The following is a 23,478-nucleotide window of genomic DNA, read 5'->3' on the forward strand; positions in this document are numbered from 1 at the left end:
CTTTAAAATTTTACTATTGTAATACACCAATAACATCAGCTTCTTTTAGGATAACTAATTCTTCGCCATCCACTTTAACTTCAGTACCTGCCCATTTAGCAAAAAGTACTTTATCACCAACTTTAAGCTCCATAGGAATTTGATTTCCTTTTTCGTCTCTTGCGCCATTACCTGTTGCAACAACAGTTCCTTCCATTGGCTTTTCTTTAGCTGTGTCAGGAATAATAATGCCACCAGAGGTTTTTTCTTCGCCCTGATTACGTTTAACCGCTACGCGATCTTTTAACGGAACAAATTTAGTCATAAACCATTCTCCTTAAAATATAGTAAATTAATACCTAAAGTTTAAATTTATAGGCTGTACTCAGATATATAGGTGTTCCTAGATACTATTCAAGGGGTATTTTAATTTTTTTTTATAAATCTATGAAATTAAAGGGTAAAATTATATTAAGTTACTGTAAATCTTTACTTTTTAATTTTATTCAATTGCCAAGAGAATATTAATTAATTAAATTGACGGTATAATGTTAATATGTTAAACAACGCTCTAATTAACTAATTTTTAATTATTATTACACGGTGAGGGTGAATATGTCGCTAGGTAGACCGACTAAAAAACCAAAAACTTATAAAACTCAGTCAAATTATAAAGTAACCATTTACCCTGCAGATAAACAGTCAGAGAATTTATTAGACAATCAACCTACTATATTTCAGCCTTTAAATAATAAAGAAAATGAAGAAGGGTATAGTTTTATAACTCCTTCTAACTTTAGATTAGATCCGAATAATTTAAGATTTGATCCTAATGCTTCTTTAGCCACTCAAAATGTAATAATTGGAAAAGATTTTATAGAAAGTTTTAATAAATATACGGAGCAAAGCGCTGAATCAATTGAAGTATTGAAAGAATTAGATGGGGCAATAAAGAAATTAAAAGAAGATAATAATACTCTTAAAGCAGAAAGAGCTAACTTAAGAGTACAGATAGCAGATTTAATGGAAAAAAATGAAAAACTTACCGATGATTTAAGAGAAGCAGATTTAAAAACTATACAGCTCAAAGCAAAAGATGAAACAATCGAAAATTTATATAAAGAAATTAAAGGTAAAGACAAGACAATTGAGAGTGTAAATAAACAAATACATGCTCTTTTACTTGCAAGTAAAAAAGACGAAACTCAACATAAAAATGATATTAAGGTTTTAAATGATAACTTAGAAAAGCTTCGTAAGGAATTACAAAGTGTTAAAAGTGAAAAGAATAATCTTAACAATCAAAATTCTAAACAAGCGCAACAATTAGAGACATTAAAAGCAGAGCTTGAAAAAGAGAAGCAAGAAAAATCTGCAATTCAATCTAAGAAGGCTTCAGAAGTTGATACATATAAAGGTAAATTAGAAGCTATTAAGAAAACTCAAACCACCTTACAAAGGAAAAATAGTGATTTGCAAGCTAGAATTAAATCATCAGAAAAGAAGAGTGATCAATCATTAGATGAACAGCTGTCAAGCTTACAACAGGAAAATAGTGAGCTTCAAGAAAAAGTAAAATCGCAAAATAGTATAATTGAAGAAAAAGATAAGGTGAATTCTCAATTGTCCCTGCAAATAGAAGAATTAAAAAATCAAATTACCACAATAAATAGACAAAAAGAATTTACAGATGGGGTAAATATCTATCGTGGGCATAAAATTGAAGAATTAACAGAAGAAAATAGTAATTTAAATAATAAATTGGAAGTTTTGCAAAATGAAATAGAAGAGCTCCAAATTGTTACTCAGGAATCTGAAAAAGAATCTCAAGATTTAAAAAGTAAACTTGGAAAAGTAATAGAATTACTTAAATCCTCTCGTGAAGAGAACGCTACATTAACTAAACAGATTGAAAATTTGTTACTTACTCAAGATATGTTTGTTTGGGATAAAGAAAGGTTAAGCGCGGTATACGAAGAAGAAATTAAATTATTAAAAGAACAAAGAGAAGTATTAGCTACAGAATTAAAAAAATATAAGGAACAAAAGTTAGCAAATAATATTAGTTTAGGTGTTATTGGAAGTGGAAATGACTCTGAGCAATATAGTAAAATTACCAACCAATTTGCTTTAAAAAATCCTTTTGATACTTGGAGAGATATTTTCACTGAAAAAAATGAAGAAATCGCTTCTAAAAAAGATTTCAATCAAAGTATGACTCAAGTTTAATAAAAAATATTGCTTAATTGACCTCTAATACATATTCTAATTATTTAATTTTGTATTAAAGAGGTAGATTATGCGAAATATTTTATTAAGCTTAGTTTCAGTATTGATTGTAAGTAATTGTGCAACTAATACCAACTTTGAAAAAATAAGTTTTAAGGATATTAACGATACAAAAGAAATATCTCAAAATCCTAATGATATAATTAAAGATGATTTAGGGTCATTAAAATTTAATACTTCATTATTTTTTAGCCCTTGGGAAATTGATAACCCACATTCGTGGGATAATAGGAATAATGAGGAACTTAGAAAAGAGATAATCGAAGCTTCTTTAAAAATAAAAGAATCTTACAATGAAGCGTTAGTTAAAAAACCTTTAGGTGAGTTTGAAGCGGATCTAGAAAACGCAAATTATGATAAATTATTTACTTACAAAAAGCCTGCTTTAATTTCAAAAAATACAAATCTAAGGAGACTTCCAACTCTACGTCATTATTTTGATGATCCAACTACAGCAGGTGAAGGATATCCATTTGATTATGGTCAAGAAAGTTCTCTTTATTTAGGTACACCAGTTAGAATTAGCCATTACTCTAAAGATAAAGCATGGGTTTTTATATTTTCAAATGATAAAGCTTCAGGTTTTGTAAAAGTAAGTGATTTAGTTGAACTTACAGTAAAACAAGCTGAAGAATATAAAGAGCATAAATTAGCAGTAGTTATAAAAGAGAATTCTCCAATATATAATAATAAAGGAGAATTTATTGAATACTTAAAAATAGGTTCGTATTTACCTGTTAAATTTGATTTAAGTACACATTCAAATAAAGTTTTAATTCCTTCAAATGGGAAATTAGAATGGGTCAATGTTCAAAATAATTATATAAATTCAGGCTTTCTAGAATTTAATAAAGAAAATTTGAGTAAAATTATAAGTGAATTAATTAATACTCCTTATGGTTGGGGTGGTTATTTAGGTAATCGCGATTGCTCTCAATTCATAAAAGATATATATGCATCTTTCGGTGTATATTTGCCAAGGAATTCACGTGATCAAGCGGAGTTTTTTGAAAGTGTGGATATTTTTAATTTATCAAAAGATGAAAAAATAAATTTCCTAAAAAATAATGGAAAAGCTTTTACTACACTTATTTTCAAAAGAGGACATATAGGCATTTACGCAGGTGAATATAATGGTAAGCCTATAATGCTTCATGATGTATGGGGCGTAGTCTTAGCTAAGAATAAAGAAAAGGGTAGAAATATTATTGGTAGAAGTTTATTTTCATATTTAGATTTTGGTAAAGAACTAGAAAATTACAGTAACGAAGATGCTTTTATAAATAAAATTTCAAAAATAATTTTTTTAAGTGAGAAGTAAGTAAAAAAAAAGCGCGCAGTTAATTGGAATTAAAACTGCGCTCTTTAATTAAATTTTTGGCATGCAAAATGATCTCGAAGTTTCTTCTTTTAGGAAAGTAACTAAATGTTGAACACCTTCAAATGAATTGAATTCTTGTTTAATTTCATCGACTCTTTCTTCAAAGCTTTTTGCGGCTTTTTTATTTTCAAAGAGTTTTTCATAAGCTTCTCTTAAAGCATTAATTTCATCACGATTAAAATTGCGTCTTTTAAGTCCAACGATATTAAGCCCTGCAAGGCTTGCGCGTTCACCCATAATTAAACCATAAGGAATAACATCTTTTTCTACCGCGCTCATTCCGCCAATCATTGCATGAGCGCCAATTCTTACCCATTGATGAACTGCTGCAAGACCACCAATAATAGCAAATTCTTCAATTGTCACGTGTCCTGCAAGTGTTGCGTTATTTGCCATAATCACATTATTTCCAATTGTGCAATCATGTGCAACGTGGCAACTCATCATAAATAAGCAATTATCACCAATTTTTGTAATTAACCCACCACCTTCAGTGCCTGGGTTCATAGTAGTATATTCGCGTATTGAATTATTATTACCAATAATTAGTTTTGATTCTTCACCTTTATATTTTAAATCTTGAGGTATTGAACCTAAAGAAACAAATGGAAAAATTTTATTATCATTACCAATAGTTGTATGACCGTCAACGACAACATGAGAATGAAGTTTAGTTCCTTTTCCAATTTTCACGTTATCATATACTATACAAAATGGCCCAATTTCTACATCAACGTCAATTTGAGCTTTAGGGCTAATAACAGCGCTAGGATGAATTTTTGTTGTCATTTAATTCTCCACAATCATGGCAGTAAAAATAGCTTCGGCAACTTTAACATCATCAACGTATGATTCGCCTCTAAATTTCCATACATTACTTTTTTGCTTTTCTTTATAAACATGCATTTTTAATGTATCTCCAGGTATAACTGGTTTTCTAAATTTTGCTTCTTCAATTGACATAAAATATACCAATTTTCCTTTAGCGCTTTCACCAAGAGTTTGGACAACAACAGCAGCAGAAGTTTGTGCCATTGCTTCAATTATAAGTACACCTGGCATAATAGGTTTACCTGGAAAATGACCCATGAAATGCGGTTCATTAAAAGTTACATTTTTAATACCAATAGCAGATACATCAGATTTAATATCAATTATTCTATCAACAAGTAAAATTGGATAGCGATGTGGGATCATGCCCATTATTTCTTCTATTTCAATTCTTTCGAGATTTTTAGTCATTTTGACCAGCCTTTTTAATTAATTTACTTACAGCAAGAGTTTGACGATGCCAATCTTTAACCGGCACAGCAGGGCTTCCACCAACTGTCATTCCATCTGGTATGTCTTTCATTACACCAGATTGTGCAGCTACCTGAACACGATTTCCAATTTTTAAGTGACCTGCGAATCCTGATTGGCCGCCTGTTATAACATAATCACCAAGAATTGTACTGCCTGCAATACCGGTCATAGAGACGATAATACAGTGTTTGCCGGTTATTACATTATGAGCAATTTGAACAAGGTTATCAATTTTTGTACCTTCACCAATTATTGTGTCATTTGCCGAACCACGATCAATAGTAGTATTTGCTCCAATCTCAACATCGTTATTAATAATAACACGTCCTACTTGTGGAACTTTATAGTGGCTACCTAAATGAAAAGAATAGCCAAAGCCATCTTGTCCTATTGATACATTAGGATGTATGCTACATCTATCACCGATAATGGAATATTGAATACATGTACCACTATAAATTCTGGTGCTATTTCCAATTTTACAGTTATTTTTTATAACAACATTAGAATCTATAAAACAATTTTCACCTATTTCTACTTCTTCCTCTATAACGGCATTATGACCAATATATGTTCCCCTTCCGATTATTGCAGATTTTGCTACAAAAGCTGTAGGTTCAATTTTTGCACTTGGTACATGTTTAGCTTGATAAAAATATTCTAATAATTTTGCATAGTGAAAATATGGATTAGGTGTAATAAATAAAATACATTTTTTTGGTGCATAGCTTATATAATCTTTACTAATAAGGATGGCACCAGCTTGAGTGTTGGAAAGCTCATTAACATATTTTTTATTAATAAAAAAGCTTACTTTATTTGAGTCAGCATTTTTTAATGAAGCAGTGTTATCGAAAATATGATTTTCATTTCCGCCGTTGTAATCAACTTCTATTTGTAGTAATTCTGCAATTTTTGAAGCTGGAATATGTAAATTAATATTAAAAAAATCAGAATTCATTGAAATTCCCTTATGCTTATATTTAGCTAATATTACTAAAGTATTAGCGCCAAAAGCTCAAGATATTAAAAGGTTACAATATGTTACAAAGATATAACACAAAACGTAGTAATGCTAAGCCTATAATCTACAAAATTTAAGTTAATATTGTAAGTTAAGTAATAAAAGAATTAGTAATAAATTATAATGATTTTTAATAATTAAAAGTTTACATTTTAACGTAATTACCTTTATTTTCAAATCAAAAAATTTAAAGTAAACAAATATCTATAATAAATTAATTTAAGAGTTTAATAGAAAAAATCAAAATCTTTCCAAAGGAGAGGAGGAAAGGATTTTTTCATTTTCAAAAGATGAGCTATATTCTCTATCAGAGTTTGAGCTATTTGAATCTCTAAAACATTTTTCGCTTGTTTTATAATCCACATATTTACTGAATCTATTCCATTCTTCAGGGTTATTTGCGCCTTGCATAAGTTTAGAATTTTTTGCAATGTACTCCATCAGTTTTTTTTCATTACAAAAATTTAAAATGTGTTTAATTTTTTCTTTTATGTAATTAAAATCTTCAGTGATTGTAGTGATTTCTTCATATTCATATTTACTCTCATCAATCACATAAGTTTTGAAGGGAATTTTATTTTTTTCAAGTATTGCAGCAATTAACGGTTGCATATTAAATTCCCAATTTAATGCAATAGGAACACTAGTGTCTTTCTCTTTTACTTTGGTAAGTTTTTTAAGCAACTCTTCTATACCAATTTCTTTAAGAATTTTAATTTTTTCATCAAAAGTTTTACTAATATCAAATAATTTTGCAATCATGCTATAACCGATTTATGTTTTATATATAGATTTTAAAATAAGAGAAAATTTTATTAAGTCAAAGTAAAATTAGTATTTTAAAATTAAATCAAAAGTTGAAGCTTATTAATTTGGGAAATTATGTAAAGCTTTTTCCACATGAAATATTAAATATTTTTATCATAAAGTTTATAAATAAGATTTAATTTCGTAACAAATTTAGCATTGTTAATTTATAATATATGTGTTACTTATTAACTAAATATTAAAATTTATGAGATAAATTATGAAAAGAAGAGGTGGTAGCTTAAAAGGTAGAACTACCAAAAGATCAAATACAAATAATGAATCTGAAAATAAGATTTTATCTTTTAACACTCCACTAAATAAATTAAATGTTGCCTTACGTAATTCCCAACCTGAATTAGTTGATGATTTATTAAGGGAATTATCTAATTCTCCAAGTGAATTAAATAGAAGTGATCAAATTGGATTTACACCAATTCATTATGCAATTCAACATGATTTAAACGGATCTAATGAAAAAGTAATTAAACAATTAATTGAAATTTATAAAGTTGATATAAATCTTCAGACCATTGATGGGGAAACACCATTACAAATTGCAATACGTAATGGTAATTTTAACATAATAATTTCTCTAATTAATAATGGCGCTAAAATTATAAATGAACATATTTACTCTGCTATTGAATATGAAAGTAATTCAAGTTTGGAAATATTAAAGCTTTTACTTAAACATCATTCAATTGACCTTAATAATCCTAATTATAATAGGGAAACGCCGTTACATATAGCCATACGTACGGGTAATATTAAAGTTATAAATTACTTATTAGATGAAAATATCAAAATTAATATTTCATGTAAGAATAGAACAGAATTACAAGCTATAATTGCTCATTGTTCACCAAAACTACCTAATGAAGAAAAATTTAAATTAATTAAGCGTCTAATTTATAAAAAAGCTGATGTAAATGCAAAAGATCCTGAAGGTAATACAGTATTACATATTCTAGCTATAAGTGGAGATTATAGTTTTCTTAATTTATTACTTTTAAACATGCCAGATATTGAAATTAGAAATAATAAAAATGAAACAGTAATTGATATTATATTAAAGCAAATTGATACAATTATTGTTAATTATCGTTATAGTGACGAATTCTCTCATCAAATATATGTTGATAAAATTAATTTAAAACTTAATTCATTAAAATCCATTCTAGGAACAATTAAAGATTATAATAAATTAGAAAAAGTAATTAGTGATATAAAAGAATGTAAGTTTTCAAAGCATCTTCCTGAATATTTTAGTACGCTCACAGTAGAAGAAATAATTAAAGATATAAACCAACCAAAATATAGAACTCCTATTGTAAGTTTACTCTTTAATACAATTGATGGTTTAAGTGTAAATTTAAAACGTCTTGCTGCAAGAGCTATGAGTGATTTAATTATAGAAAACTTATATAAAATAACTTATTTTACTAAGCCTAATGAAAGCTTTAAAGAGCAAGATATTGTAGACGTTATAGTAAAAAATTATACTCAAATATTTGATATAGAATATGTAGAAGATAGTAGAGATAATTTAGAGGAAAATAATATTAATATAAATATTGAAAACTTATCTAAATGAACTTTATTTTTCTAATTGCTGGAAAGCAGAATGTTCGTTTATATATTCTAAATTTTCTTCTTCTATAGTTTTTCTTAAATCACGCATTACATCTTGATAATAATGTAAATTGTGCCAGGTCATTAACATTGCGCCTATAATTTCACCGCTTCTTACAACATGGTGTAAATATGCCCTTGAATATGTTTTACATGTATAACATTCGCATTTTTCATCAAGCGGATTTAAGTCTTCCGCATATTTTGCATTACGGATATTTACCGTTCCATTTCTTACAAATGCTTGACCATTTCTTCCTGAGCGAGTTGGAATTACACAATCAAACATATCAACGCCGCGCATAACTGAACCAATTATGTCGTAAGGCTTACCAACGCCCATTAGATAACGTGGTTTTTCTTTAGGTAAAAGTGAATTTATGAATAAAAGAGTTTGATACATCGTACGGTCATTATCATTACCAACGTCTAGCTCTCCACCAATAGCATAGCCGTCAAAACCTATATTCATTAACCCTTTAATAGAGGTTTCTCTTAATTCTGGGTAAACTGATCCTTGTACTATCCCAAATAATCCATAGCCATCTCTTTCAACAAAAGCCTCTTTTGAGCGTTTTGCCCAGCGAAGAGAAAGTTCCATAGATTTTTTAGCTTTATCAAATGTAATAGGGAAAGAGGTACATTCATCAAAAATCATTGTAATGGTACTTCCCAAATGGTATTGAATTTCCATAGATCTTTCAGGGCTTAACATATATTTTGAGCCATCGATATGCGATTTAAAGGCTACACCTTCCTCAGTAATTTTACGAATACCTGCAAGCGACATAACTTGAAATCCACCTGAATCGGTAAGGATGGGACCATCCCAATTCATGAAGCTATGTAAACCACCCAAGCGATGAATCTTCTCAGCAGTACCTTTTAGCATTAAGTGATAGGTATTTCCTAAGATAATCTGAGCGCCTGTAGCTTTGACAGATTCCGGAAGCATAGCTTTTACGCTTGCACAAGTACCAACTGGCATGAAACAAGGGGTCTCTATTATCCCATGTTTTGTATGAAGTCTACCGCGTCTTAATGTAAAGTTATTGAATTTAAATTCTTTTAGTAATTCGTATCTGAAGCTATTCATAATTCTACTTAATTTGTTTGGCTGGAATATAACAAAAAATACGAAAAAGTATATAGTTTTCTTAAAATAAAAAGAAAATTTTAAGTAAATTATTAATTTTTCCTTTACATACGATGTTATTACATTATCTTTAAATATCTCTTAATCTCAATCGCCGAGGTAATATAATGTTTAAATTGGTGGTACTTATGGTTACATTAATGTGTTATCAAGAAGCTCATTCATTAGAATTAGATAAAGTCCTTAACGAAATTGCTGCATTAGAAAATTACTATCCAAATAAACCAGTGCGTTTAGGTATTAGCGCTAATTATATTGAAAAAGGTACTAGCTTTCATTATAGAGGAAATGAAAAATTTTTAATGGCAAGTACTGTAAAAGTTCCAATTGCTATATATACTTTAAAACAAATTGAAGAAAATAACCTAAGTTTAGATGAATCTTTGAAAGTTGCCCCTGAAGATTTGGTTCCATGGAGTAAACTTGGATATTTTACTACCCATAATCCTGTTCACGTATCTATTGCTGATTTAATTGAAAGTATGATAGCAGTTAGTGATAACACAGCAACTGATATTATATTAAAAAGAATAGGGGGGATAAAAACTGTTAAAAATTATTTCTCAAACTATGAAGGAATTAGCATTGATAGAAGTATTTTAGAAATATTTCAAACTTATTATGGGGCTTCAAGTAATCTAACTGGTATGGAATCAAGAAAAGCATATTTAATTAAATCTGACATAGAAAAAGATAGGTTAGCTAAAAAATTCTATAATGATATGCGTGATCATGTAACCCCTGTTACTATGACAAATATTTTAAGTGATTTAGTTAATGGTAAATTTTTATCGCCTGATCAAACTAACTTTCTTCTCACCGTGATGGAGCATACTATTAACCACGACAGATTACTTAGAACTTTTGGAGCAGGGAATGTTAAGCTTTCTCATAAAACAGGAACCTTTGATCATGAAAGTAAAAATTATCCTATAATGAAATTATCTGATATAGGTATATTTACCCTTCCAAATAATGAGCATTTAGTTATGAGTATTTATGCGGAATCAACAAGTGATTTGAAGGAAAGTGAAGTAAGTTTGTTAGTAGGATTTGCTGCTAGAGTTATTTATGACAATTTATATTTAAATACTAAATAAAAATAATTTACTAATAAATAGTTAATAATGATATTCAATTTAGTTTCTTTGAAATGTTTTATCAATATCTTGACAAATAGGTTAAAATATAATATCATTTATGATGAGTAGGGCGCCTGGATTTCCGCGCACCCCTACTTATCTACTTCTTTTTGCATCTTAAGTGGAAACACGCTAAAATAAATACTATCTTTTTTAATATTTCGTGTAATAGCTTTTCCTGATAATCTAAAGTCAAAATCACCAAATAGCTTTTCTTCAATATATTTACTTAATTCAAATTTTGCTTGAAAGTTTTTTGAAGATGTATCAAGAACGTCAGCTTTAATTTTATGCTGCAAGGCTACGGCGCCAAGTAATATATCACACGCTTGTAAAAGAGGTGTGCCAAGTGACTGACTACGTAAAACGTTATTTATATTAGTTAATGAAAGTAATTCGGTTTCAAGAAGTTTCATAGAAGACTTTGGTTTATTCATATAATCTGCAATAACAGTTGCTCTTTCATTCTTGGCAATATTACATTTACATACTGTCTTACAGTAACCTAAATAAGCTTCCCAATAATTATCATGAATTTTTTGATCGTAATTTATATCTCTTCTGTTAACAACAAAAGCACAAAAATGAAACTTATTTTTAAATAAAATATTGATAAAGGATTTATATAAATCAAGGTTATCTTGTCGTACAGCAGAAAACTTGTATTCATAGTGAGTTGTTGAAGCAAGTAACGAATTTAATTCTTTATCAGTTAAAATTCTTGGTTCTTTCTGTAAATCGGTAATTAACTTTTTTCTATTAGATCTTAAAACAGAAAATGATTTATTATAAGCTTGTAAAATTTGCCATGTAATTTTTGCGCTATCATATACTTTTAATAAACCAATTGAATAATAAGGCTGAGGTCTATTAGGGTCATCAGTTACACCACTTTCATCGATAAAAATAAAAGGATACTTCATAAGTTTATTCAATATAAATATATATAGCTTTTATAAACTTAAAATTAATTATATAAAAGAGTTTTGTAAATTAAAAACTAAATTTGTTTATAATAAGATATTATTTAAACTGCTCATTAAGTATACGTTCTTCAAGAGAATGTTCAGGATCGAATAGTAATTTAATGTCTTTTGTACGATCTAAATAAATTTTAGCGTTTAAAACATCTCTATATTCTATAAAGTCAGCACTTATCCCAACTGGCCTTTTTTCATGGTTTAGAATCTCTACTTCCACTTCGGAAGTATCAGGAATTAGGGCGCAACTCCATCGTTTTGGTCTATAAGGATTAAGGGCAGTTAAAGCAAGAATATTTGCTTCTAATGGTATAATAGGTCCGCCAGCTGAAAAGTTATAAGCACTGCTTCCGGCTGGAGTTGAAATTAATATTCCATCACCTACCATTTGCTCTAATTTAACCTTATTGTTAATTGAAATTTTTAGATGTGCTGATTGATTTGTTTGGCGGAAAAGTGCTACTTCATTTATGGCTAAAGCATCATTTTTGTTATTATTTATATCAACAATTTCCATTTTTAATGGATGTAAAGCAGTTAATTCAGCTTCTTCTATACGCTTAATTAAATTATCAGGTGAAAACTGATTCATTAAAAATCCTACGGTGCCTGCATTTAAGCCAAAAAACCGATGCGGTAACTTTATATATTTGTGTAATATGTGAAGCATAAAACCATCACCGCCAATTACTACTATAATGACTTCTTCTTTTGTAATTCCAGGTTCTTCAAATATTAAAGATGGGTTATGCTGTTTTATTAGATTTAGAGCTTCTTGTGCAGTAGGGGAAGTATCAGCGATACAATGTATTTTCATAATAAATTTATTTAATAATGTACTAGGTAATTATAATCGCTTTATTTTTTTATGCAATGAATGTTAACAATAAAATCCTTTGCGACTAAATCAGGACGCATGTTATTATAAGTACTTAAATTTTGAGCAGGAGTATAGGGTATTTTTAAAACTTTTAATAATGCTTCCAGTACTTCGCTTCTAATAGCTAAACCTTGTTTATCAACTACTTTGTCATTCAAATATCTTGTAATTTTTCCTTGAACAATTCCTATAATGTTACCATTTCCGTCAAGTAATGGCCCACCAGAATTTCCATGATTTATAGTTTCAACAGTAAATTCAATTAATTTGGTTGCATCTTGATAGTCATAGCTTGTAATAAATACATTTATTAAATTATATAAGCCTGTTTCACCTCTTTCTAGTGGATAGCCCATTACATACACCATATCACCTTTTTGTATCGAAGAAGTATTTTGCCTTATAGTTGCAATTTTTTTGGGGGAAGCAGAAGCACGTAAAATAGCCAGATCAAGGTTTTTATCAAATGCAACTAATTCCAAGGGTGAAGGTTCTATAGCGCCACGAGCGCTATAATTAACGCAGTTTTCAATTACGTGATAATTTGTAACAACATGAACATTATTAACAAAAAAGCCTGTTCCACTTGAAACATTATAAGTACCTTGAGATAAATTGCGGAATCTTACTCTATCCCATTCAGTAGTAACTTTAGTTTCGGAATAAGCATTTACCGAGTTAAAAATAATAAATAATATAATAAATAACTGTTTTTTATGCATAAAATTAATAAAAATTACGAAAAAGTAAATTTATTAATTAATTATACAATAGTTTAATTTATTATACAATTCTAAGGAGTAGCTTTTTTAATGAGCGCCACTTAATGCCTTGTTTTTTATAGATTTATTATTATCTGTTACTAATCCACGAAATGTAATATAATTTTGTGGCATTTGATTAACTTTTTGTTTTTTCATAAATTTAAGTTGATACCTATTTTCTTCTTCTATTAAATTTTTAATAGACAATTTAGAAATTTCATCTAAATCACTTTTAAAATGTTCAAGAAATTTCTCTAATAAATGTCTATTTTGAAGTGAAAAATATATATAGTTAGTCTTATTATCTGACAGTGTTCTTTTCGAATCTCCAGCAATAGCAATTATTCCTTTAAAAATATCAGGATATGTGAACCCATAATTTTTACTAAAATTATCTATCATAAAGTTTAGGTAATAATAATACGTACAATATCTTTCATAAAAATTTTCAGACTTGTTAGTAGTAAAACTAGCAATAATAATTTTTGAAAAGCAAGTTCTATACCATTCGATTTTTAAAAGGTTCTTCAATATATTTGAATAATTTTCATTTGCATGAAAAACTGTTTTAAGAATTACGCTTGCAAACTTTTTATTTTTTTTAGTTTCTTCATTAAAAAAATGATTTTCAAAAGATCTTTTATAATATTTTAAAGCTTCTTTTAAATTACCAGATTGTTCAAAGCTGGTGCCTATAAAATATAAACAATTTTCATAAGTATATTCAGGAAGGTCTTCTTCTAAATATTCATCTATTAGTTTAAGCGTATTTTTTATGTAATAAATAGCTTTGTCCCACTTTTTTTCTTTCATCAACGTTATACCCTCATCAATTCTTTCGAGTATTACAGCTTGCAATGGAAGAGGGCGATTCAAACCACCTTTTACATCTGAATTTATCTTTGGATTTGATGAACAAAGAGTTTTGCTAGTTTGAGCTAACATGGACTTACCTATTAACAGTATAACAATTAAATTATTAAATTAGAAATTTTGCAAAAAATAAAGCTTTTTTTGTTAATATTTTTAATAAATGTTATATTTTAATAAAAAACTATAAATAAAAATGAAAAATAAAGAGAATTTTAACCTAAATTTCAAATATATATTTCCTAATTAAGTTGTTTATCTTGGCATTTGTTTAAGTTTTATGTAAAATAAATTATTATAAATTAAGTGTTTAAAAAGGAAAGAGATCTTGAGTCTTGAAATGCAATTTGAAAATACTACTCACGATATCAAAATTACTGCTGTTGCTATTTATGAATCAGATGTTTCAAAGCCAGAAAAAATGGAATATATTTGGTCGTATACAATTAAAATAGAAAATTTATCATCAAATATATATCAATTAGTTTCTAGATATTGGAATATAATTGATAGCAATGGCTGTATAAAAGAAGTGTATGGAGCAGGGGTAGTTGGCCAACAGCCAATTTTAGAGCCTAATGATAGCTTCGAATATACAAGTCAGGCAGTAATTCATACTTCATCTGGAATGATGGTAGGCAACTACGAGATGCTTAACTGTGATACAGGGGAAAGCGTAGTTGCCATTATTCCATCCTTTGCGCTTGAGTCTTCTGATAGGACTACATGGTTAAATTAATTATAAGCCTCTAAATGTATCGTTTCTAACAGTATTTCCATAATTAAAGAATATGTCACTTAGTTTACCTAAAGGCCAGCCAATAGCATCCTTAGTTTTTCTTGGAATAGCTTTTACAAATCTTTTAGTATTATCTGGCAAATCACGCGCTGTATAATAAGTGTTACTCGCTATGTTATTTACTGTTTTATTTACAGTTTCCGCTTTTTTCTCATTATCTAGTAATAATGAAGCTACCATCCCTAATACAGCAAGCATTGTTGAAGTTAAAGGGCGGAATCTTGGTAAAATAATCGCGCCAACAAAACCACTTACTAAAGTTAATGTTTCTAAGGTTTGTGTCCAAGAACTAATGGATCTTTTAAGAGTCGAACCTATACCTTTAAAACTAAAAGACTTTATATCGGTATAAATTTCACTTAGCTTTGAAGGTTGAGTTTCCTTACCATCTTTATCTTTTGCTTTTGTTAATTCATTGTAATATTTAAAAGCGTAACCAAAACCAACTGCCCAAAGGCCTGCGATAGGTATAATTGTACCATAGCCTGGGTTTAAAAGTGAATATGCAATTCCACCAATCGGGCTCGCTGTGAAAATGCACATTGTAACAAAAAGCGAATTGCTTAAAAAATTTCCTATAACAGAAAAATAATTTTCTTTTCTTAAACCTTGTGAGATTCGAGCAAGTTCATCTTCAATATTTTGCAATGCGTTTGCATCGGGATCAATACCATTCTTTCTACGAAATAAGTTTATTCTCGCTTCGCGCAATTTATTTATTTCTTCATTGTTTTTCACCTCTTTTTCACGGTTCATTCTTTGTTTATTTAACAAAGTTAAAACCAATGAAACACCGTAAATTCCTGATGTTAAAGCATAAAATGGCAAAGTTATCATTATAGATACCTTAATAAGTATTAATTAATTAACTATATGTTAACTAATTTTGTTTAAATTGTCAAGGTTTAAGGGGAGCGTACAATCTAACATATTGATTTTTAAAGATTATAAAATTTAATAAGTAAAAGCGACAAATAGGAGCAAAGAAATAAATAAAATCTTAGTCTTTTTTATTATTTTTTTTATTTCTCATAAAGCTTTTTAAATCAATAACATTTGCTTTAGCTTCAATGTTTTCATCATCTAATAAAGTGATGTTTTCATTTTCACGTACAGGAGGAGCGCTAGTCTGTTTACTTTCAGAAAAATTTTCATCAGCTTGTCTAAATTGAAGTCCAAATTTTGCGCTAGGGTCAGCAAAAGCTGTTAAAGCTGCAAAAGGGATTACAACTTTTTCTTTAACATTGTTAAAGCTTAAAGTTACACTGAACTGATGATCTTCAACTTTAAGATCTTCAAATTGATGTTGCAATACAATAGTTATTTCATCAGGGTATTTACTACGAATTCTCTCAGAAAGATTAACTCCGGGATATGTAGTAACAAAAGAAATGAAGAAATGGTGATTACCAATTAATCCTTGCCTTTGTGTTAATTCTAATACCTTTTTTACTGCATAATGCAATGCGTCATCAATAATAAGGCTATAATTTATCTCATCAAACATAATATAATTACTACTGTCTTAGTGTCTTATAATATATATATTAAACGTTTTATAGCGAAAGACAATAGTTTTCGCTAATGTATTAAAAAATTAACTAGTTTAAAGACTAAAAAGTCTTATATATCAATATTAACTACTTTTAAAGCGTTTTCTTGTATAAATTCTCTTCTAGGTTCAACTACACTACCCATTAAAGTCGAAAAAATTTCTTCAGCATTATCATTGCCGTGAACCTTAACTTGTAAAAGGGTTCTCGTTTCAGGATTTAGTGTAGTATCCCATAATTGCTCAGCATTCATTTCACCAAGCCCTTTAAACCTTTGAATTGTAAACGATTTTCTACCAATTTCAAGTAAATAATTCATAAAAGAGATAGGAGAGGTTAATTTATGCTCATCATTTTTTCTATAGAATGTTGCACTACCATCAAAAAATTCATTAAGTGTTTCAAGAATTGTAACTATTTCGTTAACTTCTGGTAATTTCATGAAATGTTCATCAAATTTATAAACGTGATCTAATCCTCTTATAGTTTTTAAAACTGTATAAGTATTATCATCAACTTTAACATTCCATTTTTCATCTTCGGAATTTAAATTATAAACAGAAATCAATTGGTTAGCTTTTTCAGTTAATTCCAACATTAATTTAGTATTAGCTGTACCATTTTCATATAAAGCTATATCAGTTGAACCTTGCTTAAAAATTCCAGCAAATGCACAGGCTTGAATTATACTAGACGAGGTTTTACGCCCTAATATGCCGCATAACATATTAAAACGCATCATTTTCCTTATAATTAATAACAAAGCGTTATCTCGATATTCATTCTTTGAAGTTTTAATGCTGGCATTTTCTAAAGCAGAATTAAGTAAATAATCTTCAAGCGCTTGTTCATTTTTAAGATATTGTTCATTACTTCCCCTCTTTACCTTATATAAAGGTGGTTGAGCAATGTAAATATATCCTCTATCAATTAAATCTCTCATATGACGATAAAAGAATGTTAAAAGTAAAGTTCTAATGTGAGCACCGTCTACGTCAGCATCTGTCATAATAATGATTTTATGATAACGAAGTTTATCAATATTAAATTCTTCTTTACCAATACCTGTTCCAAGAGCAGTAATAAGTGTTCCAATTTCACTTGAGCTAAGCATTTTATCAAATCTTGCTCTTTCAACGTTTAAAATTTTACCGCGTAATGGTAAAATAGCTTGGAATACACGACTTCTACCTTGTTTTGCTGAACCACCCGCAGAATCACCTTCTACAATAAATAATTCAGATAATCCTGGGTCTTTTTCTTGGCAATCAGCTAACTTGCCAGGTAAGTTGTTTATGTCTAATGCACCCTTGCGACGAGCAAGTTCACGTGCTCTTCTAGCAGCTTCACGTGCTGAAAAGGCTTCAACGATTTTACTTACAATAAGCTTTGCTTCTGTTGGGTGTTCTTCAAGCCATTTTTCTAATCTTTCAGCGACTGCGTATTCTACAACTGGCCTTACTTCAGAGCTAACAAGTTTATCTTTGGTTTGTGATGAAAATTTTGGATCTGGAACTTTTACGGAAATTACAGCTGTTAATCCTTCGCGAGCATCATCACCTGTAAAGTTTATTTTTTCTTTTTTAAATATATTATTATTTTGTGCATAATTATTTAAGACCCTGGTTAAAGCAGCTTTAAAACCAATAAGGTGAGTACCACCGTCATTTTGTCTAATGTTATTAGTAAAACATAATAGATTTTCATGATAACTATCATTCCACTGCATCGCTATTTCTACAGAAATTCCTTCTTGCTCACCGCTAATAGCAATTGTTTGATGAACTGGTGTTTTTGCGCGATCTAAGTAAGCAGTAAATGCAGAAATTCCACCTTCATAATAAAATTCTTGCTCGTAAGCTTCTTCTGAGCGTTTATCATAAAGAACTATTCTTACACCTGAATTTAAGAATGCTAATTCTCTAAATCTATGTTCTAAAGTTCCTCTATCAAATTCTATATTTGTAAAAATCTCTGTCGAAGGTAAAAAAGTAATGGCAGTACCTGTTTTATCTGAAGGACATGGTTGTACTACTTTAAGAGGTGCTTCTGCTACACCGTCTCTAAAGCGCATAAAATGTTCTTTACCATCGCGCCATACAGTAAGTTCAAGCCAGGTTGATAAAGCGTTCACTACGGATACACCAACACCATGAAGACCGCCTGAAACTTTATATGAATTATGGTCGAATTTACCACCAGCATGCAATTGAGTCATGATTACTTCTGCTGCTGAAACTCCTTCGCCAGTGTGGATATCAACCGGAATACCTCTACCATTATCTGTAACAGTTACAGATCCATTTTCATTGATAATTACTTCAACACGATCACAGTGACCTGCAAGGGATTCGTCAATAGAGTTGTCGGTAACTTCATATACCATATGATGAAGACCGGAACCATCATCTGTATCACCAATATACATTCCAGGTCTTTTTCTAACCGCTTCAAGACCTTTTAAAACTGTAATGGATTCTGCTGTATAAGATTTATTAACGTTTTCCGCTGTGTTGGTTTGATTCATGTTGTCAGACTTTGTCATTGTTGTTAATATTTTTTTTAATCGTTAAATATTATACACTATTTACATTATATACGCTAGTACTTTCTACAATAAAAAATAGTTTGTAAATATATGTTTTTTAATGAATTTAGAATATAAAAAACTTTTATTTATTTAAACAGTTATTTTTCTAAAAACGATAAAAATTTATTTATTATTATTTCACGTTGGGCTGCAGTATAAGGCTCTTTTTCTCTACCGAAAACTGGGTTCGGCCAAGCTGAATCGTTTGTATATCTAGCTATTACATGAATGTGTAATTGAGAAACGATATTTCCTAAAGCTGCTACATTTAATTTATCTGGTGCGAAAATTTCTTTCATTACATTTGAAATAAAACTAATTTCCTCCATTAATGTAATTCGATCTTGTTCACTTAAATCAATTATTTCTTTTAAATCATTTTTTTTAGGGACTAATACAATCCATGGAAATAAGGAATTATCAACCAATATTACTTGGCTCAACTTTAGGTCTGTGAGCTTAACTCCATCATTTTTAAGACGCTCATCTAGTATAAATGTATCGTTACTCATAAATTCCTCATAAATAAAATTCTACACTTCTTTAATAATGTTTGAATTTTCTATAACTAAAAATTTAGAAGGAAAATCAATTTCATTCCAAAAGTCAATATCTGTACTTGTTACCCAAGCTTGCATTTTTAAATTGCCAATAACTTTAAGTAATTCGTGGCTTCTTTCCTTATCAAGATGAGTTAGAATTTCATCAAGAAGCAAGATTGGAGAAGGGTGGTTAAGACTTTTTTTAGCTAAAGCCTGATAAATTGTTAAAGAAACTAACATAGCTTTTTGTTCGCCTGTTGAACAATTACTTAAAGGTAAATCAGTTTCAAAATGCCTTATTTCTAAGTCAGATTTGTGAACACCATATTTTGTTCTTCCAGATAAAAAATCTATTTTACGATTGTTAAATAAATATTTTGTAATGTTTTCAACAGCGTGTTCACGATCGCGTAGAATTTCTGCAGTTACTTCACATTTAATTTCTATTTTTAAACGTGGAAAATTACTGTTAAAATTGCTAATTTCTTGTTTAATAATTTCAATAGTTTTAAAACGAGCTATTGCAATCTCAATATTAAGTTTTACTAATTCTTGTTCAATAACTTTAACCCATTCATTATCGTAATTTTGACTTTTTAAAAGGATTTGTCTTTCTTTAAGTTTTTTTTCATATTTAGTAATTTTTCTTGCATGGTCAGAATCAAAATTATATACCATTCTATCTAAATATTTTCTTCTGTTTTGTACGCCAGAAATAAATATTGGTTCCATTTGTGGGGTTAACCAAAGCAGGCTAATGTGTTTAGTTAATTCGTTTGCTGATTTAACAAGTTCACTGTTAATTTTTATTATTCTTTTATGTGTTTTATTATTTTGGTTTGTTAATGCTGTTCCAATTGTATATTCTTCATCATTTACTTTAATTTTGCTATAAACAGACCAGAGATCTTTTTGATTATGCATTATCTCTTCACCTGACGCGCCTCGCATACCTTTGCCAGGATAGAGAAGAGAAATTGCTTCTAAAATACTTGTTTTTCCAGCGCCATTATGGCCTGCAATAAATACTGATTTATTGTCAGTTTGGACTAATAAATTTTTATAATTTCTAAAATTTTCTAAAAGGATAGAAGTAATGGAATAAAATTTATTATTTTCCATAAATGAATAGAGTGCTAAAATTTAATAATTCTAGCACTCTATTCAAAAAACTATATGGAAGCAATAAGCAAATTAAATTGTCGTAATTTTATTATCTTTTTCTAATGGATTAGGTCCGTATTTGTTAGAACCGCTAGTTCCCTTAAAGCACATCATTATAATAAAAATCACTAAATAAATTAGGATAAGTAAAATTCCTACTAAAGTAAAAATTTCAACTGCTATATCAAAATAATTTTCAAGAGAATTTGAATCATTTAAAGAAGTTAAGTAGTTATAAAAATCTGCCGAATTAATTTTATCACTATAAATGAAAGCTAATATACCTAATGCAATTGGTGTGACATATTTTATTAAAAAATCAAAGATAAAAGCAGGTATTAACCATTTTGCGTTTAAATTTAAATCATTGAAACGTCTTGATACAAGCGCGTATTTGGGAGCTACAGTAATAAAGCTTGGAAGGCATTTCACTAATAGTGCAAAAAATGCTATGTAATCTACGGTTAATGCAGTGTTATGCGGATATTTATGTTTGAAAAATACTAATATTAAACTAGTTAAAGAAGTGAATAAGGGCATAAGTAACATAGTTAATATGATATCAAATAAGAAAAAATACCAATATTCTGATCTTGACGATCTAGTTTTATAATCAAACGATCTTACAAAAGCTGATTTTATTGCTTGAAAAAAATTCATGATTATGCCTCTATTTTTTGAAAAGTTTTATCTAATGGATTAGGACCGTACTTATTTGAGCTTTTGGTACCTGGTTGCGCCATTAAAATCATATAAAATAATTGCGCAATGCAAATTACAATTACTACCATTATAATCGTCGGATTAGCCGAATGTGAAAGGAGAAAAGTTGAGAGCGTTTTCTGAATAATATCAAAAATAATTAGTGGTATAATCCAATTTCCACTAAAATTTATATCATGAAGGCGTCTCACTGATACCGTATAGTACGGAACGGACATAATTATAAAGCTAATTACTGAAATTATATAAGATTTAAGTAATATCTGGAGTGTATTATTAAATACTCCTATCATTCCATATAAAAAGCCTAATATAAAAGTAAATAAAACAAAATACCAATATTCTGATCTTGAGGCTCTTCCTGAAAAATCGAACACTTTTAAGTATGCTGACTGAATTGCTTGAATAAAACCCATAATTAATAGCCTTATATAAAGTTTAAATATTAACTATTATATAAAAATTAATAAATTGTCAATAGTCATTAATAATTAATTAACTATATTTTTAGACTTAGGATTTTATAATTCAAATTCAGCAGTAATTGGTACGTGGTCAGAAGGGGTTTGTTTATCTCTTTCTTCCTTATGAATAATAAAATTACTGTAATTATCCGCAATCTCAGGTGAAATAAGTATATGATCGATTCTCATACCTTCATTTCGTTTCCAGGCTCCAGCTCGATAATCCCACCATGTGAAACCTTTTTCATTTGGGTAAAGCAAGCGATAGCTATCAAGTAAACCCATATTAGTAATTTTATGTAGGGCTTTTCTTTCTGGTAATGAGAAGCAAACTGAATCACAAAATTGTTTTGGGTCATAAACATCTATCGAATCAGGTGCAACGTTAAAATCTCCACCAATTATAAATTTCTCGTTCCATGAATATATTTGCTGTAAATGAAGAAGTAATGATTCATAAAATTGAAGTTTATAGGTATATTTTTGACTAGTTAAACTTTCTCCATTTGGGACATAAACAGAAGCGACTCTTATTACATTACCATTAACATTAATTACAGCTTCAATATAACGTGATTGCTCTGGGTTAGGATCTTCTTTAAAAGTTATAGAATGTTCTTCAATTCTAAATTTTGAAAGTATTGCCACGCCATTAAAACTTTTCTGCCCATGAATAATTACTTCATAACCTAAATCTTCAATTATAGATTTAGGAAATTGTGCTTCTTCACATTTAAGTTCTTGGAGTAACACTATATCAGGCGATACTCTTTGCAAAAAATCTTGTAAATGAGTTATTCGCGCTCTAACAGAATTTACGTTCCATGAAGTAACTTTTAAACGCATAAATCTAGCCATAATTTGAATGAGAATAAGGAAATATATTATATAGTATATATATTGCAAATATATATTTTGAAAAAAAATTATAAGCCTTGCTTTTTAGCAATTTTGTATTTAATTTAAATCACAAAAATTAGGAGAGTTTATGAGTGACGCTTATATGGTTTCTGCGGACTTATTAAAACAATATGTCGCAAGAATTGAAAGAATGGAAGAAGAAAAAGCTAATGTATTAAATGACATTAAAGAAATTTACGCAGAAGCAAAATCAAATGGCTTTGACACAAAAGCTTTAAAAACAATTATAAAAATTCGTAAAAAAGATCAAGGTGAACTTGAAGAGGCCCAAATGGTTTTAGAGACTTATATGGATGCGCTCGGAATGGGTCAAAAAGTTCTTGCTGAATAAATAATAATTAAATTTATATAAATTAGGCTATTCGATTATTTAAGTAATTAAAAAAAATATATTCATACCAATATGTTATCGCTTAGAATTTTATAATTTGCTTGCTAAAATGAATAATATTTTTATAATAGCCTGACAAAGTTAACTGGGATTGCCCCAAAAAATAAAACTACATTAAG

The 23,478-nt window shown here is 28.9% G+C and carries 24 protein-coding genes; 6 read left to right on the forward strand and 18 right to left on the reverse strand.

The window, feature by feature from the left end:
* Nucleotides 1-13 precede the first annotated feature (13 nt).
* Nucleotides 14-304, reverse strand: a complete 291-nt coding sequence (locus tag J0H68_02275) for a co-chaperone GroES (GenBank protein MBN8827513.1) — start codon at nt 302-304, stop codon at nt 14-16.
* A gap of 290 nt (nt 305-594) precedes the next feature.
* Here J0H68_02275 and J0H68_02280 point away from each other — a divergent pair, with 290 nt between their 5' ends.
* Together J0H68_02280 and J0H68_02285 are read left to right on the forward strand one after the other, a co-directional pair.
* Nucleotides 595-2,208 carry a hypothetical protein gene (locus tag J0H68_02280; GenBank protein ID MBN8827514.1) on the forward strand — a complete coding sequence of 538 codons (1,614 nt, stop codon included), beginning with the start codon at nt 595-597 and terminating at the stop codon, nt 2,206-2,208.
* A 70-nt stretch (nt 2,209-2,278) separates the two neighbouring features.
* Nucleotides 2,279-3,589: an SH3 domain-containing protein gene (locus tag J0H68_02285; protein MBN8827515.1), complete on the forward strand. Its 1,311-nt coding sequence runs from the start codon at nt 2,279-2,281 to the stop codon at nt 3,587-3,589.
* Between the two features lie 48 nt (nt 3,590-3,637).
* Here the strand turns inward: J0H68_02285 and lpxA are convergent, their stop codons facing one another.
* From lpxA to J0H68_02305, 4 genes are all read right to left on the reverse strand, one after another.
* The gene (gene lpxA, locus J0H68_02290; protein ID MBN8827516.1) at nt 3,638-4,438 is read right to left on the reverse strand and encodes an acyl-ACP--UDP-N-acetylglucosamine O-acyltransferase; all 801 of its coding nucleotides are present in this window, start codon (nt 4,436-4,438) and stop codon (nt 3,638-3,640) included.
* Nucleotides 4,439-4,891, reverse strand: a complete 453-nt coding sequence (gene fabZ, locus J0H68_02295) for a 3-hydroxyacyl-ACP dehydratase FabZ (GenBank protein MBN8827517.1) — start codon at nt 4,889-4,891, stop codon at nt 4,439-4,441.
* Entirely contained in the window at nt 4,884-5,915 is a 1,032-nt protein-coding gene (gene lpxD / locus J0H68_02300; protein MBN8827518.1) for a UDP-3-O-(3-hydroxymyristoyl)glucosamine N-acyltransferase, read from the reverse strand. Before lpxD ends, fabZ begins: the two co-directional genes overlap by 8 nt.
* 303 nt (nt 5,916-6,218) lie before the next feature.
* Nucleotides 6,219-6,740 (reverse strand): hypothetical protein, encoded by a 522-nt coding sequence (locus J0H68_02305; protein ID MBN8827519.1) that lies wholly within the window; start codon nt 6,738-6,740, stop codon nt 6,219-6,221.
* 265 nt (nt 6,741-7,005) lie between these two features.
* Between J0H68_02305 and J0H68_02310 the strand changes: the two genes are divergently transcribed.
* A complete protein-coding gene (locus J0H68_02310) occupies nt 7,006-8,382 on the forward strand; it encodes an ankyrin repeat domain-containing protein (GenBank protein MBN8827520.1) in 1,377 nt (458 codons plus the stop codon).
* A 3-nt stretch (nt 8,383-8,385) separates the two neighbouring features.
* Here the strand turns inward: J0H68_02310 and tgt are convergent, their stop codons facing one another.
* Entirely contained in the window at nt 8,386-9,516 is a 1,131-nt protein-coding gene (gene tgt, locus J0H68_02315; GenBank protein MBN8827521.1) for a tRNA guanosine(34) transglycosylase Tgt, read from the reverse strand.
* A gap of 167 nt (nt 9,517-9,683) precedes the next feature.
* On the opposite strand from tgt, the gene J0H68_02320 reads away from it, so the two are divergent.
* On the forward strand, nt 9,684-10,676 hold the full coding sequence (locus J0H68_02320; protein ID MBN8827522.1) for a serine hydrolase: 993 nt from the start codon (nt 9,684-9,686) through the stop codon (nt 10,674-10,676).
* Nucleotides 10,677-10,810: 134 nt separating this feature from the next.
* Here J0H68_02320 and J0H68_02325 read toward each other — a convergent pair whose 3' ends face one another.
* The 4 genes from J0H68_02325 to J0H68_02340 all read right to left on the reverse strand — a co-directional run bounded on the left by J0H68_02325 (nt 10,811) and on the right by J0H68_02340 (nt 14,287).
* Nucleotides 10,811-11,641 (reverse strand): DUF3800 domain-containing protein, encoded by an 831-nt coding sequence (locus J0H68_02325; protein MBN8827523.1) that lies wholly within the window; start codon nt 11,639-11,641, stop codon nt 10,811-10,813.
* 100 nt (nt 11,642-11,741) lie between these two features.
* On the reverse strand, nt 11,742-12,515 hold the full coding sequence (locus tag J0H68_02330; GenBank protein MBN8827524.1) for an NAD kinase: 774 nt from the start codon (nt 12,513-12,515) through the stop codon (nt 11,742-11,744).
* A gap of 41 nt (nt 12,516-12,556) precedes the next feature.
* Complete coding sequence (locus J0H68_02335) at nt 12,557-13,300, reverse strand: trypsin-like peptidase domain-containing protein (protein MBN8827525.1); 744 nt, start codon at nt 13,298-13,300, stop codon at nt 12,557-12,559.
* 87 nt (nt 13,301-13,387) lie between these two features.
* Nucleotides 13,388-14,287: a tetratricopeptide repeat protein gene (locus J0H68_02340; protein ID MBN8827526.1), complete on the reverse strand. Its 900-nt coding sequence runs from the start codon at nt 14,285-14,287 to the stop codon at nt 13,388-13,390.
* Between the two features lie 265 nt (nt 14,288-14,552).
* Here J0H68_02340 and apaG point away from each other — a divergent pair, with 265 nt between their 5' ends.
* A complete protein-coding gene (gene apaG / locus J0H68_02345) occupies nt 14,553-14,951 on the forward strand; it encodes a Co2+/Mg2+ efflux protein ApaG (GenBank protein ID MBN8827527.1) in 399 nt (132 codons plus the stop codon).
* Here apaG and J0H68_02350 read toward each other — a convergent pair whose 3' ends face one another.
* From J0H68_02350 to xth, 8 genes are all read right to left on the reverse strand, one after another.
* Complete coding sequence (locus J0H68_02350) at nt 14,952-15,848, reverse strand: hypothetical protein (protein MBN8827528.1); 897 nt, start codon at nt 15,846-15,848, stop codon at nt 14,952-14,954. It abuts the gene before it with no gap.
* Nucleotides 15,849-16,011: 163 nt separating this feature from the next.
* On the reverse strand, nt 16,012-16,518 hold the full coding sequence (locus tag J0H68_02355; GenBank protein MBN8827529.1) for a hypothetical protein: 507 nt from the start codon (nt 16,516-16,518) through the stop codon (nt 16,012-16,014).
* A 116-nt stretch (nt 16,519-16,634) separates the two neighbouring features.
* Nucleotides 16,635-19,091, reverse strand: a complete 2,457-nt coding sequence (gyrB, locus tag J0H68_02360; protein MBN8827530.1) for a DNA topoisomerase (ATP-hydrolyzing) subunit B — start codon at nt 19,089-19,091, stop codon at nt 16,635-16,637.
* A gap of 161 nt (nt 19,092-19,252) precedes the next feature.
* Nucleotides 19,253-19,666, reverse strand: coding sequence for an HIT family protein (locus J0H68_02365; protein ID MBN8827531.1), 414 nt, complete (start codon nt 19,664-19,666; stop codon nt 19,253-19,255).
* 21 nt (nt 19,667-19,687) lie between these two features.
* Nucleotides 19,688-20,818: a DNA replication/repair protein RecF gene (gene recF / locus J0H68_02370; GenBank protein MBN8827532.1), complete on the reverse strand. Its 1,131-nt coding sequence runs from the start codon at nt 20,816-20,818 to the stop codon at nt 19,688-19,690.
* Nucleotides 20,819-20,890: 72 nt separating this feature from the next.
* Nucleotides 20,891-21,520, reverse strand: a complete 630-nt coding sequence (locus tag J0H68_02375) for a DUF805 domain-containing protein (protein MBN8827533.1) — start codon at nt 21,518-21,520, stop codon at nt 20,891-20,893.
* A gap of 2 nt (nt 21,521-21,522) precedes the next feature.
* Complete coding sequence (locus J0H68_02380) at nt 21,523-21,999, reverse strand: DUF805 domain-containing protein (protein MBN8827534.1); 477 nt, start codon at nt 21,997-21,999, stop codon at nt 21,523-21,525.
* Nucleotides 22,000-22,104: 105 nt separating this feature from the next.
* Complete coding sequence (gene xth, locus J0H68_02385; GenBank protein ID MBN8827535.1) at nt 22,105-22,893, reverse strand: exodeoxyribonuclease III; 789 nt, start codon at nt 22,891-22,893, stop codon at nt 22,105-22,107.
* Nucleotides 22,894-23,035: 142 nt separating this feature from the next.
* On the opposite strand from xth, the gene J0H68_02390 reads away from it, so the two are divergent.
* Nucleotides 23,036-23,299 carry a DUF2312 domain-containing protein gene (locus J0H68_02390; GenBank protein ID MBN8827536.1) on the forward strand — a complete coding sequence of 88 codons (264 nt, stop codon included), beginning with the start codon at nt 23,036-23,038 and terminating at the stop codon, nt 23,297-23,299.
* Nucleotides 23,300-23,478: the final 179 nt, after the last annotated feature.

It is taken from the genome of Sphingobacteriia bacterium (assembly GCA_017304685.1).
Taxonomy (GTDB): domain Bacteria; phylum Pseudomonadota; class Alphaproteobacteria; order Rickettsiales; family 33-17; genus JAFKLR01.

What these genes read in the sequence shown, in the direction of transcription:
- J0H68_02275 (MBN8827513.1), bottom strand. Translation starts at nt 304, where the DNA reads ATGACTAAATTTGTTCCGTTAAAAGATCGCGTAGCGGTTAAACGTAAT.
- J0H68_02280 (MBN8827514.1), top strand. Translation starts at nt 595, where the DNA reads ATGTCGCTAGGTAGACCGACTAAAAAACCAAAAACTTATAAAACTCAG.
- J0H68_02285 (MBN8827515.1), top strand. Translation starts at nt 2,279, where the DNA reads ATGCGAAATATTTTATTAAGCTTAGTTTCAGTATTGATTGTAAGTAAT.
- lpxA (MBN8827516.1), bottom strand. Translation starts at nt 4,438, where the DNA reads ATGACAACAAAAATTCATCCTAGCGCTGTTATTAGCCCTAAAGCTCAA.
- fabZ (MBN8827517.1), bottom strand. Translation starts at nt 4,891, where the DNA reads ATGACTAAAAATCTCGAAAGAATTGAAATAGAAGAAATAATGGGCATG.
- lpxD (MBN8827518.1), bottom strand. Translation starts at nt 5,915, where the DNA reads ATGAATTCTGATTTTTTTAATATTAATTTACATATTCCAGCTTCAAAA.
- J0H68_02305 (MBN8827519.1), bottom strand. Translation starts at nt 6,740, where the DNA reads ATGATTGCAAAATTATTTGATATTAGTAAAACTTTTGATGAAAAAATT.
- J0H68_02310 (MBN8827520.1), top strand. Translation starts at nt 7,006, where the DNA reads ATGAAAAGAAGAGGTGGTAGCTTAAAAGGTAGAACTACCAAAAGATCA.
- tgt (MBN8827521.1), bottom strand. Translation starts at nt 9,516, where the DNA reads ATGAATAGCTTCAGATACGAATTACTAAAAGAATTTAAATTCAATAAC.
- J0H68_02320 (MBN8827522.1), top strand. Translation starts at nt 9,684, where the DNA reads ATGTTTAAATTGGTGGTACTTATGGTTACATTAATGTGTTATCAAGAA.
- J0H68_02325 (MBN8827523.1), bottom strand. Translation starts at nt 11,641, where the DNA reads ATGAAGTATCCTTTTATTTTTATCGATGAAAGTGGTGTAACTGATGAC.
- J0H68_02330 (MBN8827524.1), bottom strand. Translation starts at nt 12,515, where the DNA reads ATGAAAATACATTGTATCGCTGATACTTCCCCTACTGCACAAGAAGCT.
- J0H68_02335 (MBN8827525.1), bottom strand. Translation starts at nt 13,300, where the DNA reads ATGCATAAAAAACAGTTATTTATTATATTATTTATTATTTTTAACTCG.
- J0H68_02340 (MBN8827526.1), bottom strand. Translation starts at nt 14,287, where the DNA reads ATGTTAGCTCAAACTAGCAAAACTCTTTGTTCATCAAATCCAAAGATA.
- apaG (MBN8827527.1), top strand. Translation starts at nt 14,553, where the DNA reads ATGCAATTTGAAAATACTACTCACGATATCAAAATTACTGCTGTTGCT.
- J0H68_02350 (MBN8827528.1), bottom strand. Translation starts at nt 15,848, where the DNA reads ATGATAACTTTGCCATTTTATGCTTTAACATCAGGAATTTACGGTGTT.
- J0H68_02355 (MBN8827529.1), bottom strand. Translation starts at nt 16,518, where the DNA reads ATGTTTGATGAGATAAATTATAGCCTTATTATTGATGACGCATTGCAT.
- gyrB (MBN8827530.1), bottom strand. Translation starts at nt 19,091, where the DNA reads ATGAATCAAACCAACACAGCGGAAAACGTTAATAAATCTTATACAGCA.
- J0H68_02365 (MBN8827531.1), bottom strand. Translation starts at nt 19,666, where the DNA reads ATGAGTAACGATACATTTATACTAGATGAGCGTCTTAAAAATGATGGA.
- recF (MBN8827532.1), bottom strand. Translation starts at nt 20,818, where the DNA reads ATGGAAAATAATAAATTTTATTCCATTACTTCTATCCTTTTAGAAAAT.
- J0H68_02375 (MBN8827533.1), bottom strand. Translation starts at nt 21,520, where the DNA reads ATGAATTTTTTTCAAGCAATAAAATCAGCTTTTGTAAGATCGTTTGAT.
- J0H68_02380 (MBN8827534.1), bottom strand. Translation starts at nt 21,999, where the DNA reads ATGGGTTTTATTCAAGCAATTCAGTCAGCATACTTAAAAGTGTTCGAT.
- xth (MBN8827535.1), bottom strand. Translation starts at nt 22,893, where the DNA reads ATGCGTTTAAAAGTTACTTCATGGAACGTAAATTCTGTTAGAGCGCGA.
- J0H68_02390 (MBN8827536.1), top strand. Translation starts at nt 23,036, where the DNA reads ATGAGTGACGCTTATATGGTTTCTGCGGACTTATTAAAACAATATGTC.